Below are 15,439 nucleotides of genomic sequence, written 5' to 3' on the forward strand. Positions count from 1 at the left end.
TCACTTGTCCTCCTCATCCTCGATCAATTTCTATTTCAGCATTTCCTCAGGCGACATCTCGAGCATCTTCGCTACCTCGCGGACGCTGTCGAAGTCTGAATCCTCCGCAGGGAAGAAGCCGGCCACTCCCAATGCTTTAAAATACTCGGGATGCTCCTTGCTATAGCCGAGTGCAAATTCCCGCATTTTCTCTACAAGATCAGCCGGCAAACCATCTCGGTAGGATAAGGCTCCACCGCCTGGAATCTTGTCCGACTCGGCAATCACGCGTACGTCTTCTTCCTTAATCAATCCGGCATCCGCAATCATTTTGATACACTGGCTGCATGTTGCCGCCCCATCAGCATCGCCATTGGCAATGGCAAGAAGCGATTTGTCATGTCCGCCCGAGAACGATACGTTGCTGAAGTAGGTTTCGATCTCGTCATTGGTTATGCCCAGCTTCTTCATCAATGTCGCACGCGGATACAAGTGTCCGGTCGTAGAAGCCGGATCGGCGAACAAGAAGCTCTTGCCTTTCAGATCCTCAACCGTTTTGGCCGGGGAATCCTTCGGCACGATGATTACGCTGGTGCCTTCGGTACCGGGACCGTTGTTCATCGCGGCGAGCAACTTGGCGCCGCTTCTCTCTACCGCAATAATGTAGCCGAAGGGACCGAACGTCGTAACATCAATCTTTTCGGAGCGCACCGCTTCAATCATCATGTTGTAATCCTCGCCCTCGAACGTCTCCACTTTTATGCCGAGGTACTCGCCAAGATCGTTAGCGAACTGATCTGCGTTACGGGAGGATTCGCCGTCTTCCATCGGAAGATTTCCGACTCGAAGCACTTCCGGCCATTTGGTTGACGCTGCTGCTTCCTCCGTGCTTGCCTTACCATCCGCGCTTACGCTGCCGTTATCGGCGTTGTTTGATTTCTGACCGCACCCTGCAAGCACCAGTATTACCGCTGTTATGACAAGAGCCATTTGTACACCTGTTTTCTTTAGCACCGTATAGCCTCCTATATTTCTATTGAATATTCATCTGGTACGCAACTAGAATACAAGTTGAATGTCAATGCAATGTTCGCGTAGTTTTGAGATATTGTTAAATTCGAAATCATATTGCGGACTGGAAAGCGGGACTGTTAAGATGGGGTTAACCAAATGAAAAGCAATTATGAAAGTGAAAGGAAATAGAGCCATGACATCACAAACGCTCATGAATACGGCCTATACGACGCTTCGTGAGAGAATTATAGGTGGCAAACTCATGCCCGGAACGCTTTTATCCGAAAACGAACTGGCCGAAGAGCTGCAAATGAGCCGCACGCCTGTCCGCAATGCCATTACCCATCTTGAATCGGAGGGTTTTGTCGTTTCGCTCAAAAACCGCGGCGTTCTGGTGAAGGAAATCAGCGGCAAAGAAATGCTTGATATGTATGAAGCAATGATGTCGCTGCTCGTCTACGCCATTGACATAAAGACGGAAAGAAACAGCAGCATAGACATGGCAAAGCTGGAGGAGTGCTTGGAGCGTCAGTTCAAAGCGGAGCAGGAGGATGATTATTTCACGTATATTCAAAACAACTTTTTGTTTAACCGTATTATCGTATCCTCCATCAACAACCATGCGATGATGGCGATTATGGACATGTACGTGGATAAAATGGCCATGGCCTCTTACATCAATTACAAAATGACGCCTCATATCAAGCATTATTCGGCCAATATGCTGAACAAATCGATATACGACGCCTTGAAGGCGGGCAATGACGAAGAAGCCCGGCGCATGGCGAAAGGCGCTTACACCTATGCGCGCAGCCGCATGTTCGATAACGGACGGTTCTAGCGGGGGCAAATCCATACCAAAAAGGCTTCGCCGCCAAGCGGGATGATTACCGCTGGCGGCGAAGCCTTTATTTGATTTCTTCTATTTCTCCGCGAAACGAACTTATGCCGCCAATGGATGGCGACGGCGTTTACGCCTGTAACAAATGCTATTTCAAGAAACCGAGCAGCATCTCGCGGATGACCTTAGCCGCTACGATCTGCGTTTGCTCTGTCGGATCATAAGCCGGCGCAACCTCAACGAGGTCAAAGCCGACGATATTCACGCCGGAACGAGCGATGGCATGCACCGATTCGATAAGCTCCTTCGATGTGATACCGCCCGCTTCCGCCGTACCTGTACCAGGCGCCGCGGATGGATCAAGCACATCGATATCGATAGTCAAATAAACCGGACGGCCCTCAAGCTCTGGAAGTACCTTTTTCAACGGCTCCAGAACCTCAAACGGGTGGAAGTTGATGTTCTCGCGCGCATACTGCCATTCCTCGCGGGAACCCGAACGAATACCGAATTGGTAGATGTTCTGTCCGCCCATTAAACCAGCTGCTTTGCGAAGCGGCGTGGAGTGCGACAACGGCTCGCCTTCATACGACTCGCGCAAATCAGCGTGAGCGTCGAAGTGAATGATCGCAAGATCAGGGTATTTCTTGTACACCTCTTGGAAAATCGGCCAAGAAACCAAGTGCTCGCCGCCGAGTCCAACAGGGATTTTGCCATCGTCCAGAACGCCGCGAACGAATTCGCCGATGATTTCCAGACTGCGCGCCGCGTTGCCGAAAGGCAGCAGCAAATCGCCGGCATCGAAATATTCGATATCCTCGAGGCTGCGGTCTAAGTAAGGGCTGTATTCTTCGAGTCCGATCGACACCTCGCGGATGCGCGGGGGGCCGAATCGGGAGCCCGGACGGAAGCTGACCGTGAAATCCATCGGCATGCCGTAGATAACCGCTTTGGAAGCTTCATAATTGTCCGAACTCAAAATGAAGACATTGCCCGAATATTTTTGATCCAATTTCATGAGGCTTGTCCTCTCCTTCTATAGCGTAGCCGCTTGTTACTTAATAAGATCTTCTACGAATTTAGGCAGCACGAATGCAGCCTTGTGAAGACGCGGCGTATAATATTTCGTCTCGATTTCCGGGATTGCCGTTTCGTCAACAGCAGTCGGATCGTACTTTTTGCTGCCCATCGTGAACGTCCACAGACCGCTCGGGTAAGTTGGAATGTTCGCGCCGTAAACACGAACGATCGGGAATACTTCCTTCACGTCTTTATTTACGCTTTGGATCAGGTCAGCCTTGAACCAAGGGTTATCCGTTTGCGCAACGAAGATGCCATCTTCCTTCAAGGATTCGTAAATGCCTTGGTAGAAGCCTTTGGTAAAGAGGTTGGCAGCAGGGCCTACTGGCTCCGTAGAATCAACCATGATAACGTCGTACGTATTTTTATGATCATGAATATGCATAAAGCCGTCGTTTACAAGCACTTCAACGCGCGGGTTGTCGAGCTCGCCAGCGATGGATGGCAAGTATTTTTTGGAGTACTCGATTACTTTACCGTCGATATCGACAAGTACAGCCTTTTTCACTTTCGGGTGTTTCATGACTTCGCGAATGACGCCGCCGTCTCCGCCGCCTACAACCAGCACATACTCCGGATTCGGATGCGTGAAAAGAACAGGATGCGCAACCATCTCGTGGTAAACGAACTCATCCTTAACCGTTGTCATAACCATGCCGTCAAGCACAAGCATCGTTCCGAATTCTTCGGTTTCGATCATATCCAGCTGTTGAAAATCCGTTTGTTCATTAACATAAGTTTTAGTAATCTTCGCCGTAATGCCGAAGCTGTCTGTTTGTTTTTCCGTATACCACAATTCCATGTCGTAAAATCCCTTCTTTCCTTCAATCGTTCAACCTGTATTATAGTAAAATTATACCCCTACTACAAGTGTTCAGTAGCGACTACCATGTTAATGTATTTTGAACGGTTTTTCCATATATCCATTGATTTTTCTAAGATGATTATATCTTCTGTAGCATAACACCCGCGCTTCGCAATTATCCTTCGCAAACCGCCTCGCGGTTTCCCCCCTCTGACGATAAACAACCATTTTCAACGGCAGCAGCCAAATATTTAGGCAATCGACGGCTATTCTTGAATAGTAAGTTCCCTGTTTTTCCATACTAAGGAAAAGCGAAGTTTGCACGGAAGGGAGCCCGCTCCATGAAAAAATCATCCAACCGGCAGGGGAAGACGCGACGTCAGCCTGTTATACCCTACATAACTGAAAGGTTCCTTCCCCATGTTCTGAAAATGAAAAGATGGCTGCGCTGGTCCATAGCGGCGTTCACCCTATTCCTGCTTATCATGGCCGGCACGCTCATCTACTTGCGCACGCAATCGCTTCCGGTCACCGCCATCAGCCAAACCTCGCAGATGATCGATTTGCAGGGAAATGTCATCGACACCTTTCACGCCGGAGAAAACCGCCGTTCCGTACAGCTCTCGGACATCTCGCATTACGTCATCGAAGCGACCTTAGCGATTGAGGACAGGCGGTTCTACGACCATCGCGGCTTTGATGTCAAAGGTATGGCCCGCGCCGTGATGGTCAACGTCCAAAGCTTCTCTGCCCGGCAGGGCGCGAGCACGCTCACGCAGCAGCTGGCGCGCAATCTTTATTTGACGCATGAGCGTACCTGGCAGCGCAAAATGAAGGAAGCGATGTACACTGTTCAGCTTGAGATGAGCTACTCCAAGGACGAAATACTCGGCATGTATTTGAATCAAATTTATTACGGGCATGGCTCTTACGGCATCGAAGCCGCGGCCATGATGTATTTCAATAAACATGCCTCCGAGCTCTCATTGGCGGAAAGCGCCATGCTGGCAGGCATTCCGAAGGGGCCGAAATACTATTCCCCCTACTTGAACATGAAAAACGCCAAAGACCGCCAGCTTACGATTTTGCAAGCCATGCTTGAGGGCGGCTCCATTACATCCGAACAGGCAGACGCAGCTTATGCGGAGGTCCTGGATTTCCAAACGCTCGGCTCCGGCTCGCAGGAGGGCTTTGCTCCGTATTTCCGCGATTATATCCGGTACGTTGCCGTGGACAAGCTGGGCATCGACGAGCATTTGCTGAACGAGGGCGGCATTACGATTTATACGACACTGAATCCGGAGGCGCAAGCAACGGCCGAGGAGGTCATTGCGGAGGGGATTCCGGAGAGCTCGGAGCAGCAAGCGGCGCTTATCGCCATCGATCCGCGTAACGGGTATATCAAAGCGATGGTCGGCGGCAGAAACTATAAGCAAAACCAATATAACCGCGTTTTTGCCAAAACGCGCCAGCCCGGCTCCTCCTTTAAGCCATTCCTGTATTTAACGGCTTTGCAAAGCGGCTTCATGTCGCCGGTAACCCGGTATATGAGCGAGCCGACCGTGTTCACCTACGATGAAGGGCGCAAAACCTACGAACCGCATAACTATGGCGATAAATACTTGAATGAGCTCATTGACATGCGGAAGGCGCTGGCAAGCTCGGATAATATTTATGCGGTCAATACCATTATGACCGTTGGCGCCGACAAAGTGATTGAGACCGCCAGAAAGCTCGGAATCGACAGTCCCATGCAGCCTGTTCCTTCGCTGGCGCTTGGCACCTTTCCGGTCAGCCCGTTCGAAATGGCATCCGCTTTCGGCACATTCGCAAACGGCGGCATTCATGCCGAGCCGATTGCGATTATCCGTATCGAGGACCGTAAAGGACAGGTATTATATGAAGCGAAGCAGCAAGCCGAGCAAGCCGTGTCCGCTGCGGAAGCCTATGTCATGACCAGCTTAATGGAAAGCGTATTTGAAGAAGGCGGCACCGCATTTCGGGTGTCTTCCATGATTAAGCGCCCCGTCGCGGGAAAAACAGGCACTACGCCAACCGATGCCTGGCTGGTCGGCTATACGCCTGAGCTCGCCACCGCCGTATGGGTCGGCTATGACAAGGATCGTAAACTCACGGTTGCCGAAGCTTATCGCGCAGCGCCGATCTTCGCTAAGTTCACCGAACAGGCGCTCGCAGCCATACCGCCGAAGATTTTCCCGATCCCCGAAGGGGTCGTCAGCGTATATATCGATCCGACGAGCGGCAAGCTTGCGGAAGGAAGCTGTCCGAATAGGCGTCTAGAGGCCTTCTTAAGCGGAACGGAGCCTACCGAGGTTTGCGGCGAGCCTGCCGCTGCCGGCGAAGGCGGCGCCGGCAAAGACGGTAAAAACGGGGCAGGAAAAGGATCTTGGTGGAGTGACTTAAAGCGTTGGTGGACAGACTAAAGAGCAGCGGCCCTTGATGATTTCAAAGGCCGCCTCCCTTCTGCCGCCGATGATGCCTTCGTGACCTCTGCACATTTTTGTCCGATTTATGATCAAAAAGTGAATTTTCTTTGAACAAAAGCATAATGTTGTGGTATAGTGAACATAAGAAAACACTTACAATTAATCGGGAGTGTTCAATATGACAACAAAAACAGCAACAATAAGCCACGTTCAGCATTCAAAATCAGATGTCAAGCGTCTTGTCAAAGCAATGACTGCGATCGCTTGGGTCGTTTTAGCCGTTGGCGTTTTACTTAGCCTAGTCAATTTAAGCCATTTCAGCGATCAAAATGTTGGACTTATGGTCGGCATCGGATTTCTAATCGGCAGCGTTCATATTTATGTTATCGGCACAGCGATCGGCTTGGTCCATGCCCGCCTAAACCAAGAGCAGCAGTCGAACGATTCAAATCAACAATAACGGCAAATACTGCCCCTATCTTAAGAAACAAATAGACAGCCCCGCTCGGATACTATCCGAATGGGGCTGTCTATTTGTTTCTAATGGTACGCCCATTCGATCTTTGGGTAATGATAAGGTAGGGTATTCCATGCGGCGATGTTCCTAAATGTAACAGTTGTCTAAGCCGTGAACTTTCTATTACAGAAAAAAGACGAATTATTGTCGTAATTGTTAACCCCGCAGTTATTCCCTTGCGGATCTGCTATTGTAGTCGTAAGCAGTAATTTTGAGGAGTTGAACTGATGATGAGACCGTTTCTTCGTGTGCTGACACCCGTATTCATTATGCTAATGGCCGTTATGCTTACCGGCTGCGGCGAGCAATTTATCGTGCTCGATCCAAAAGGGCCTATCGGCGAGTCTCAGAAAGATTTGATTTATTTTTCAACCATTCTATGCGCGGTTATTATCGTTCCCGTACTCATCCTGACAGCTGTTATCGTCTGGCGGTACCGCGATAAGCCCGGCAGCAAAGCTTCCTATAAACCAAATTGGGAGCACAGCACGAAGCTTGAAATTACTTGGTGGAGCATTCCGATTGTTGCGATCCTCATCTTGGCAATCGTCACCGTTAAATACACGTATGCGTTGGAGCCATCCAAACCGATTGAATCGGCTAAAGCGCCAATTACGATCCAAGTAACCTCGCTGGACTGGAAATGGTTATTCAAATATCCGGAAGAAGATATCGCAACCGTCAATTACATTAAAATACCGGAAGATGTGCCGATTAAGTTTCAATTAACTTCCGATACAGCCATGAACTCCTTCTGGGTTCCGCAGCTTGGCGGACAAATTTATTCCATGTCGGGCATGGCCATGACCCTTTTCCTGCAAGCCGATGAACAAGGCAGCTATTACGGCTCCGGAGCGAACTTCACAGGCAAGGATTTTGCGCAAATGACGTTCAAAGTGGACGCCACCACCGAAGAGAATTATAAAGCATGGATTGACGAGGTTAAGACAACCTCTCCTGAGCTTACCATGGAGGGCTTTGAGAAACTGACTGAGCCTGGCGCTTCGGATGTACAGCTGTTCTCCAGCTTCCCTGAAGGATTATTCAATAAAGTGGTCACGCAATATGTGAACGGCGGAGGCAGTGCTCATCAGCATCATGGCAGCACGGAAGAAGATTCTGCCGCAACCGCAGACGAGCACGCTGCTCCGGCGGATTCGACCGAGACCGAGACGCATAACCATAATGCCAGTAACACTGAATCGACGGTTCAAAACCATGCGGGCCATTAACCCGCTAACAAGCGAATGCTTAAGAAGCGAGTTTGTTCGACAAACTTTTAGGAGGACCCCTCATGTTAGACAAAATTAAAGAATTCGCATCCGAATTTTTCGTTACTGGCGATCCGCTTATTTTAGGGGCTCAAGTATCCATCGGCTTGTCGCTCGTCGCGATCATATTCGTGCTCACCTTTTTCAAAAAATGGCGTTGGCTTTGGACCGAATGGCTAACCAGCGTCGATCATAAGAAGATCGGTATCATGTACATCATCGCATCCATTCTTATGTTGTTCCGCGGCGGCGTCGATGCGCTGCTGATGCGTGTTCAACTGGCAGCTCCCGAGCTTGAGTTCCTGCATCCGGAGCATTATAACCAGATCTTTACCACGCACGGCGTTATTATGATTTTGTTCATGGCGATGCCGCTCATGTTCGGTTTATTTAATATCGTTGTCCCGCTCCAAATCGGAGCCCGCGACGTTGCATTCCCGTTCCTGAACTCCCTTAGCTTCTGGATGTTCTTCTTTGGAGCGATGCTGTTTAACGTTTCCTTCATTATCGGCGGCTCGCCGGATGCAGGATGGCTGGCTTATCCGCCGCTTTCCGAGCTTTCAGGCAGTCCGGGCCTTGGCCAGGACTTCTATATCTGGGGTATCCAAATTTCAGGTATCGGTTCCTTGGCTACAGGGATCAACTTCGTCGTAACGATTTTGAAAATGCGCGCGCCAGGCATGAAGCTCATGCAAATGCCGATGTTCGTATGGTCCGTGCTTTCGTCTTGCATTACCATTATGTTCGCTTTTCCGATTCTAACCGTTACGTTATTCCTTCTATTCATTGACCGCTATCTGGGGGCGCATTTCTTTACGCTCGACGGCGGCGGCAATCCGATGATGTACATCAACCTCATCTGGATGTGGGGACATCCCGAGGTTTATATCGTTATTTTGCCGGCATTCGGCATATTCTCCGAGATCGTATCCGCATTTTCGAAGAAAAAGCTATTCGGCTACAAATCAATGGTGTTTGCTCTTATGTCCATTAGCTTCTTCTCGTTCTTCACTTGGGCGCATCACTTCTTCACGATGGGCTCCGGCGCGAATGTCAACGCGTTCTTCGCTTTGACGACCATGCTGATCGCAATCCCTACCGGGGTGAAAGTATTCAACTGGCTGTTTACGATGTACCGCGGCCGTATCAAATTCTCGACTCCGATGATGTGGACGATTGCATTCATTCCATGCTTCGTTGTCGGCGGGATGACCGGCGTACTTTTATCCGTTGCGCCGGCTGACTTCCAGTTCCATAACAGCTACTTTCTTATCGCGCATTTCCATCAGGTGCTGATCGGCGGCGTCGTGTTCGGTTATTTCGCGGGCCTCTACTACTGGTGGCCGAAAATGTTCGGTTTCCGCCTGCATGAAGGCCTTGGCAAATGGGCATTCTGGTTCTGGAACATTGGTTTCTATGTTTGCTTCATGCCGCAATACGCGCTTGGCCTAATGGGTATGACGCGTCGCTTCAACGAATACGACTTTGATATGGGCTGGCAGCCGCTCAACGTCGTATCGACAGTCGGAGCATTCTTAATGGGTGTCGCATTTATTTTCCAAGTATGGCAAATCGCTCACAGCATTAAGTTCTTCAAGAAAGAGAAAGACGGCGACGCATGGGACGGCCGTACACTCGAATGGTCGATTCCATCTCCTGCTCCGCTCTACAACTTTGCTCGCTTGCCGCAGGTTACGAGCCAAGATGATTGGTGGGAAGAGAAGCAGCGTATTGCAAACGGCCAGCCTGCGAAGCCTTTGGCTCCGCTTGAGCCGATTCATATGCCGAAAAACTCGGGTATTCCGTTCATCATGTCGCTTTGCTGGTTCACAGCAGGCTTCGGCTTCGTATGGGATTGGCTGTGGATGGCCATACCGGGCCTGATCGGCGTAGCCATTTGCATGCTTGCCCGTTCGTTCTCTTACGATACCGATTATTACATTCCGGTGGATGAGATTGAGCGTACGGAAGCCGCGTTAAGGGGGACAAAATAATGGCACATGCAGTTTCTACTCCAGCAGAAGCGCATGGCGGACACTGTGCCGGTCACGGCGGCGGTCACCATGACGAGCATCATGACCAAGAATCGATGAAAATGTTCGGCTTCTGGCTGTTTCTAATAACTGACGTAATTCTTTTCGGAACATTGTTCGCCACTTTTGTTGTCCTTCGTCTCAATACGGACGGAGGACCGACAGGCGCGGAGCTGCTCGAGATGAACGGAATCATTATTTCAACCTTCATCCTCCTGACAAGCAGCTTCACAAGCGGTATTGCCGTTCTTGAGATGAACAAAGGCAACAAGCGCGGCCTCATATTTTGGCTCGCCATTACCGCTTTGCTCGGCGCAGCATTCATTTTTCTGGAAGTAACCGAGTTCATGCACTTGGTACATGAGGGCGCTAATATCGGAACCAGCGCATACTGGTCCGCCTTCTACGTTCTCGTCGGGACTCACGGCCTTCACGTTTCGGTTGGTCTGGTCTGGATGATCGCACTGATGCTTCAGCTCGGCCGCCGCGGCATCACGCCCGTCACGAAGCGCAAGGTCGGCATCATCAGCTTGTACTGGCATTTCTTGGACGTCGTTTGGATCTTCGTGTTCACGATCGTTTACTTGATGGGGGTGATGTAGGATGGAAAAGCATGATACGCATGCGCATGATGCACACGGCTCCCATGGCGGTTCGATGAAATCCTATGTCATCGGTTTCCTTTTCTCTATCATTTTGACGATTATCCCGCTCGTTGTCGTGATGAATGATATGCTCAGCAAAAAAGCTACCACGGTGCTTATCCTTGTGATGGCCGTCCTGCAGTTTGCCGTACAGCTCCTCTTCTTCATGCACATTAGAGACGAGGAGAAACCGCGGTTCAATCTGATGGCGCTCATCTTCGGCCTTGTCATTTTGCTGACGATCGTTGCCGGCTCCATTTGGATCATGACTTACAATGCGGTAGGCTGACAGCTAGCCGTGCAATGAAATCGTTCGATAATAAACTGCGCCAATGTCCTAGTGACTGCGGCGCAGTTTTTTTCTTGCCTATGCAAGCAGCCGCTGCCCTCCTCGTACGTTCTTTATTGTTTATAGCCAAACTCTCCCTTCCGACAGCCGCTCTACTTATGTCATAATTTTCCTATAAGTGAAGTAAATACAAACAAGAGGTGATCACGATAACCATTACTCTTCGTCCCTTGCAGCTGCCGGATGACTATGAGCAGCTTGCAGGATTACTAAACCAAGTATGGTCGGAGCCGACTTCAGCAGAGCGTCTTCTTGAGGATGACCAGAAGCTTTACGAGGTTGGACATACGTGGATGGATGACAACGGATTGCTTGCCGGATACGACCGGGAGCGGCAGGTTGCGGTCAATGAGCAAGGAGAAATTGTCGGTTATGCTTGGTCATGGCGAGCGCCATGGACAGAGCCCGGACATTTGTGCAATACCCTCGTGGTTGCCGAAGCGTACCGTAAACAAGGTATCGGGCAGCGCTTGCTGCTTCACGTAGGCGAATGGGCATCGAAGCTCGGTGCGACCACACTTTTGGCGGAAGTGTGGGATGATAACGAGGATGCCCAGCAGTTTGCAAGCCGCCGTGCTTTTGTGAAAGAACGCCATGCCTTCCAGTCGCTTCTGCGGTTAGAGAACGAAGAGGGAAGCCAAGCCGCGCTAATTCCCGATCCGCCCGCGTTGGGAGGCTTGCGGTTTCTAACCCTTGCGGATGAGCCCGGCGACGAAAGCGAGCTCAAGCTTTATGAGCTTTATAAAGAAACGCTGGTGGATATCCCCGGTTTTATGGGAGAAGTGCCCGCGATAAACGAATGGAGAAAATGGTATTTGCAAGTAGTCGGCTATGCTCCTGAACGAGTGATTATCGCGGCGGACGGAGAAACCTTCGTAGGCGTAACGAACGTCCTGCATAACAAGCAAACCAATGGCATGTACCATGAATATACCGGCGTGAGCCGGGCATACCGCGGACGGAAGGTGGCGCAGGCCTTAAAAATTAAAGCGATTCAGCTCGCCAATCGCCATGGCGCTTCCTATATTCGCACGGATAACGACTCCACTAACGAACCAATACTCCGAATCAATCGCAAGCTGGGTTATGTTCCGCTTCGCGGCTCCTACCGGCTTCTAGCACCGCTTAATGAAGTGTTAGCTAGTCTGAGCCTTCACGGCAAGGCTTCAAAATAAGCATAAAAGGCTGTCCTAAGGTCGACGACCTTAGAACAGCCCTTCATCATGCCATAATGACATAAATTCATTTCATGCTATCGTCCTTGCTCCACAACCTCTATCCCCTGCGGCACGATTAACGTCAGCTCCGGATGAACCGTATCCGAGATCAACCCGCCATCCCGGCGTTCGATCGCCCCTACCATAACATACATCGTTTTGCCTACAATTTCAGTTTGCAGCAGTCTATTATCCAGCCGCTCCATCTTCTCCGCCGACCAATAACGAACTTGCCCCAGAAGCTTCAGCTCGCTCGTATCGGACTGCTCGAATGTCACTCCGTCCCAAGCGTGGACAACGATTTTAGTGATTTCATCCGGCACCTTCACGGTCTTTGTATCCACGAAGGCTGAGCGCTGGGTCATCTGCATGCCTCTCTGCAGCTCATCGAATAGGCCCGTTGACATCATCAGGGCGAGTCCGAGACTGGCCGTGCCAATGACTCCCACGAAGAAAACGCTCATCCAGTCGTAGCGCACGATCGCCCGCTCGCTGCTTGAGAACTTCAGATAAAGCAGCAGCTCTGACCCAAGCATGATAAAAACAACGGGAGCCACCCACAGCAATACATCATAGGCCTCTATATCCTGCCAAAGCGATACTGCAAGCGCGGTACCCATCAGCATCAGCGTAACCCCCATCGATAAGGAGCCGACGCGCCAGGTACGCATGCCTTCCGGTTTATTAACCGCTGGGTTCGCCATATTTACGGGGTTCACCGCGATTCCTCCCCGCGCTTAGCAAGTAACGTCGGTGGAAGTTCAGGCGGTTTTCCCTTGCCTCTATCCGCAGCCGCTCTGCTGCCGAATGCCAATCGCAACCCAACAATGATCATAATGAAAGCAACAACCGCCGTTGGAATCATATATTTGACCGCCATATACTGACTATAGATCTCATTTGAAAAGTGGGATGTGACCTCTGCGGCCACACGGTCGAGCAAATAGTAAACACCAAAGCCTAGCAGCCCGAAGCCAAACCAGCGCTGATAAGGAACCAGCTGTGTCAGTACCGGCTCATCCGCAAGCGTCTCACGCTCGTAACGCGATGTCTGCTGCAGCGCATCGAAGAAAGCGAAGCACCAGAACAGCGGAAGCAGGAAGAAAAACAGCGACAACCGCAAATTATCCATAATAAAAACAGTCAACAGAAAGCCGCCCATCAGCTGCAGCCCCCGTTTTTGCAGACCTAAATAGAGATGGCCTGCGCCAGGGAAAATCGATAGCGCGATAGCAAGCACCTTGCTTTTGCGCCCCGAAGCAATGTAGGCTTCCATATCCTCGAATATGGCGCGATCCGCCAAATGCTCGCCGCGCTGCTTGGCATGCAGCTTGCTGATCGCGTCAAACATGCTGTATATCCAGATGACCGGAAGGGCAAGCAGGAAGATAAGCAGCTCTCCCCTGTGAATGATTGCGCTTAAAAAGACAATAATCGCGAACCATCCGATAAACGAAATCAGAATGGTTATACCCCGCTGCATGAGTCCCATATTCATATGGCCAAGGCCCGGAATGAGGGAGAACAAAATCGTCCGCGATTTCTCGCGCTGCTGCTCGAACTCCAAGGGCACAAAGCCGGGACCGAAGTGATCCGCAGGATATTCATTCGGGTAATGCTGTGTTGTATGTGCAGGATGCCGCGATACTCCTTTGCCTACCAGCAGGGTAAACAGCATATCGATCATATTAATGACCCAGACAAAAAAGGCAAGCATCAAGAGCACGATTACTTCATCATTACCTGACCCGTTAGCCATCGATAAGAGCAGAAGCAAAGCCAGCGATCCAAAAAAACCTCCCCCATACAGCACCGCGCGCACGGGCCTGCCTATATAGCCATGTCCTACGCCGGGCAAAAATGCCAGCAAAAACGCCACTAAAGGGCTTTTATTCATCAGCTATCCTTCCTTTCCATGTCCTTGTTTTCTATTATTTAAAACGGGTCGCTTTCAAGCCATCCAACCAGGTTCCGGTTTGATCGACTATTTTGTCCGACCACGATTCCGAGTACTTATCGTTGCCGGCTTGCGGTTTCGGAGGCATGGACTCCTGCATGTTCTCATTCATATCCAGCTGCGCCAGCTTCTGCGAGAAGGTCGCAAAGGTTCCGCTGAAAAGCAGCAGCAGCGTAATGGAGGCCGCTATCGTGTAATGGGTCACCGGGTGCTGCAGCCATGTGCGCAGGCGGGGAGGCTTCTCATGCTTGGCCGCTGATAAGCCCGGTGCCTCAGCTTTAGCCTCATGGAGCTCTTGTTCGCTTAGCAGCTGCCCAACAACGCGCTGTTCAAGCAGCGCCATATCGGGAAGAGGTATGCGAGAAGTCTTGCTATCTCCGCCGTATAAGGATGAATGCTCCTCGCCCTCAGACGATGCCATCGCAGCCATAAAGAGACCCAAGCAGAAATCGCAGCCATCCAAATGCCGCTCAACCTCCGCCCGCTCAATCTCTGTCAGGCTGTCGTTTACATATTGATTCATTCGATGCTGCGGTATGTGCTCATTCCTCATTCGAAATCCTCCTTCCGCCAGTGGCGCTTCATCCAGCTTCGTGCCCGGTACAGCCTGGACTCTACGCTTTTACGCTCCAGCCCGGTTTCAGCCGCTATCTGCTCATACGACTTGTCCTCCATATAAAATGCGGTTACGACCTCCCGGTAGTTATCCGGCATTTCTTCCACCCGCTCGCGAACCTGCTGCCGATCAGCCTGCTCGATTGCAACGAGCTCCGCAGCCGGCATGACGGAGTTTTCTTCCTGCATTCTCTCCGACATCGCATCGCTGTCCGCCAACTCCTCCGGACGGCGGGCCCTGCTTCGTTTGAAATCAATCGACCGGTTAACCGCAATCCTTGTAATCCACGTCTTCAGTCCGTCTAAACGGCAATCCGGAAGGGAGCGATAGATTTGCAGCAGCACTTCCTGCGTTACATCCTCCGCATCATGCGGGGAGCGAAGCACGGCAAAGACTGTTCTATATATGTAAGGACCATATGCCTGCACGAAAGGTCCATAATGCTCGGGCCCGCCCTTTTGTACCGCAATGATCCAATCCTCGTCCTGAATGTCGCTCCCCTCCTTCCCAATCTAATAGACGCCGGCCGGTCCATCTTACCCTGCACTAAAAACAAAAAAACTTTCGTGCACGTTCAACTAGCTTCCAAGCACGCAGAAACCCCCGTTATTCATATGGTCTTCCATACGAATGACGGGGGTTCTCATCCCTTATTGGCACATGCGTATG

The 15,439-nt window shown here is 50.8% G+C and carries 15 protein-coding genes; 8 read left to right on the forward strand and 7 right to left on the reverse strand.

What is annotated here, in order from left to right; translation table 11 throughout:
• Positions 1–30: 30 nt before the first annotated feature.
• On the reverse strand, positions 31–993 hold the full coding sequence (locus MRBLPE1_RS09565; protein ID WP_364144685.1) for a phosphate/phosphite/phosphonate ABC transporter substrate-binding protein: 963 nt from the start codon (positions 991–993) through the stop codon (positions 31–33).
• 193 nt (positions 994–1,186) lie between these two features.
• On the opposite strand from MRBLPE1_RS09565, the gene MRBLPE1_RS09570 reads away from it, so the two are divergent.
• Positions 1,187–1,834, forward strand: coding sequence for a GntR family transcriptional regulator (locus MRBLPE1_RS09570; RefSeq protein WP_364144688.1), 648 nt, complete (start codon positions 1,187–1,189; stop codon positions 1,832–1,834).
• Positions 1,835–1,982: 148 nt separating this feature from the next.
• Here the strand turns inward: MRBLPE1_RS09570 and speB are convergent, their stop codons facing one another.
• Together speB and speE are read right to left on the reverse strand one after the other, a co-directional pair.
• The gene (gene speB, locus MRBLPE1_RS09575; RefSeq protein WP_076271583.1) at positions 1,983–2,852 is read right to left on the reverse strand and encodes an agmatinase; all 870 of its coding nucleotides are present in this window, start codon (positions 2,850–2,852) and stop codon (positions 1,983–1,985) included.
• Between the two features lie 36 nt (positions 2,853–2,888).
• Entirely contained in the window at positions 2,889–3,716 is an 828-nt protein-coding gene (gene speE / locus MRBLPE1_RS09580; protein WP_364144690.1) for a polyamine aminopropyltransferase, read from the reverse strand.
• Positions 3,717–4,060: 344 nt separating this feature from the next.
• On the opposite strand from speE, the gene MRBLPE1_RS09585 reads away from it, so the two are divergent.
• The 7 genes from MRBLPE1_RS09585 (at position 4,061) to MRBLPE1_RS09615 (ending at position 12,155) form a co-directional block, all read left to right on the forward strand.
• Positions 4,061–6,163: a transglycosylase domain-containing protein gene (locus MRBLPE1_RS09585; RefSeq protein WP_364144692.1), complete on the forward strand. Its 2,103-nt coding sequence runs from the start codon at positions 4,061–4,063 to the stop codon at positions 6,161–6,163.
• A gap of 181 nt (positions 6,164–6,344) precedes the next feature.
• Positions 6,345–6,626 (forward strand): hypothetical protein, encoded by a 282-nt coding sequence (locus tag MRBLPE1_RS09590; protein WP_364144695.1) that lies wholly within the window; start codon positions 6,345–6,347, stop codon positions 6,624–6,626.
• Between the two features lie 284 nt (positions 6,627–6,910).
• Positions 6,911–7,915: a ubiquinol oxidase subunit II gene (gene cyoA, locus MRBLPE1_RS09595; protein ID WP_414698860.1), complete on the forward strand. Its 1,005-nt coding sequence runs from the start codon at positions 6,911–6,913 to the stop codon at positions 7,913–7,915.
• A 62-nt stretch (positions 7,916–7,977) separates the two neighbouring features.
• A complete protein-coding gene (locus MRBLPE1_RS09600; protein WP_364144698.1) occupies positions 7,978–9,948 on the forward strand; it encodes a cbb3-type cytochrome c oxidase subunit I in 1,971 nt (656 codons plus the stop codon).
• Entirely contained in the window at positions 9,948–10,589 is a 642-nt protein-coding gene (gene cyoC / locus MRBLPE1_RS09605) for a cytochrome o ubiquinol oxidase subunit III (RefSeq protein WP_364144700.1), read from the forward strand. Before MRBLPE1_RS09600 ends, cyoC begins: the two co-directional genes overlap by 1 nt.
• A gap of 1 nt (position 10,590) precedes the next feature.
• Positions 10,591–10,920: a cytochrome o ubiquinol oxidase subunit IV gene (cyoD, locus tag MRBLPE1_RS09610; RefSeq protein WP_364144702.1), complete on the forward strand. Its 330-nt coding sequence runs from the start codon at positions 10,591–10,593 to the stop codon at positions 10,918–10,920.
• Between the two features lie 200 nt (positions 10,921–11,120).
• Positions 11,121–12,155, forward strand: a complete 1,035-nt coding sequence (locus MRBLPE1_RS09615; protein ID WP_364144705.1) for a GNAT family N-acetyltransferase — start codon at positions 11,121–11,123, stop codon at positions 12,153–12,155.
• Positions 12,156–12,232: 77 nt separating this feature from the next.
• Here MRBLPE1_RS09615 and MRBLPE1_RS09620 read toward each other — a convergent pair whose 3' ends face one another.
• From MRBLPE1_RS09620 to MRBLPE1_RS09635, 4 genes are read right to left on the reverse strand one after another with little or no spacing between them, the layout of a single operon-like run.
• The gene (locus MRBLPE1_RS09620) at positions 12,233–12,916 is read right to left on the reverse strand and encodes a hypothetical protein (protein ID WP_364144708.1); all 684 of its coding nucleotides are present in this window, start codon (positions 12,914–12,916) and stop codon (positions 12,233–12,235) included.
• A complete protein-coding gene (locus MRBLPE1_RS09625; RefSeq protein WP_364144710.1) occupies positions 12,913–14,094 on the reverse strand; it encodes a hypothetical protein in 1,182 nt (393 codons plus the stop codon). The genes MRBLPE1_RS09620 and MRBLPE1_RS09625 overlap by 4 nt, the downstream gene beginning before the upstream one ends.
• Positions 14,095–14,128: 34 nt before the next feature.
• Positions 14,129–14,707 carry a zf-HC2 domain-containing protein gene (locus MRBLPE1_RS09630; protein WP_364144712.1) on the reverse strand — a complete coding sequence of 193 codons (579 nt, stop codon included), beginning with the start codon at positions 14,705–14,707 and terminating at the stop codon, positions 14,129–14,131.
• A complete protein-coding gene (locus MRBLPE1_RS09635; RefSeq protein ID WP_414698861.1) occupies positions 14,704–15,156 on the reverse strand; it encodes a sigma-70 family RNA polymerase sigma factor in 453 nt (150 codons plus the stop codon). The genes MRBLPE1_RS09630 and MRBLPE1_RS09635 overlap by 4 nt, the downstream gene beginning before the upstream one ends.
• Positions 15,157–15,439 lie beyond the last annotated feature (283 nt).

The organism is Paenibacillus sp. LPE1-1-1.1 (genome assembly GCF_040676435.1).
Classification (GTDB): Bacteria; Bacillota; Bacilli; order Paenibacillales; family Paenibacillaceae; genus Pristimantibacillus.

Excerpts from the sequence above, each read along its gene's own strand:
- MRBLPE1_RS09570 (WP_364144688.1), top strand. The coding sequence starts at position 1,187 with ATGACATCACAAACGCTCATGAATACGGCCTATACGACGCTTCGTGAG.
- speB (WP_076271583.1), bottom strand. The coding sequence starts at position 2,852 with ATGAAATTGGATCAAAAATATTCGGGCAATGTCTTCATTTTGAGTTCG.
- speE (WP_364144690.1), bottom strand. The coding sequence starts at position 3,716 with ATGGAATTGTGGTATACGGAAAAACAAACAGACAGCTTCGGCATTACG.
- MRBLPE1_RS09585 (WP_364144692.1), top strand. The coding sequence starts at position 4,061 with ATGAAAAAATCATCCAACCGGCAGGGGAAGACGCGACGTCAGCCTGTT.
- MRBLPE1_RS09590 (WP_364144695.1), top strand. The coding sequence starts at position 6,345 with ATGACAACAAAAACAGCAACAATAAGCCACGTTCAGCATTCAAAATCA.
- cyoA (WP_414698860.1), top strand. The coding sequence starts at position 6,911 with ATGATGAGACCGTTTCTTCGTGTGCTGACACCCGTATTCATTATGCTA.
- MRBLPE1_RS09600 (WP_364144698.1), top strand. The coding sequence starts at position 7,978 with ATGTTAGACAAAATTAAAGAATTCGCATCCGAATTTTTCGTTACTGGC.
- cyoC (WP_364144700.1), top strand. The coding sequence starts at position 9,948 with ATGGCACATGCAGTTTCTACTCCAGCAGAAGCGCATGGCGGACACTGT.
- cyoD (WP_364144702.1), top strand. The coding sequence starts at position 10,591 with ATGGAAAAGCATGATACGCATGCGCATGATGCACACGGCTCCCATGGC.
- MRBLPE1_RS09625 (WP_364144710.1), bottom strand. The coding sequence starts at position 14,094 with ATGAATAAAAGCCCTTTAGTGGCGTTTTTGCTGGCATTTTTGCCCGGC.
- MRBLPE1_RS09630 (WP_364144712.1), bottom strand. The coding sequence starts at position 14,707 with ATGAGGAATGAGCACATACCGCAGCATCGAATGAATCAATATGTAAAC.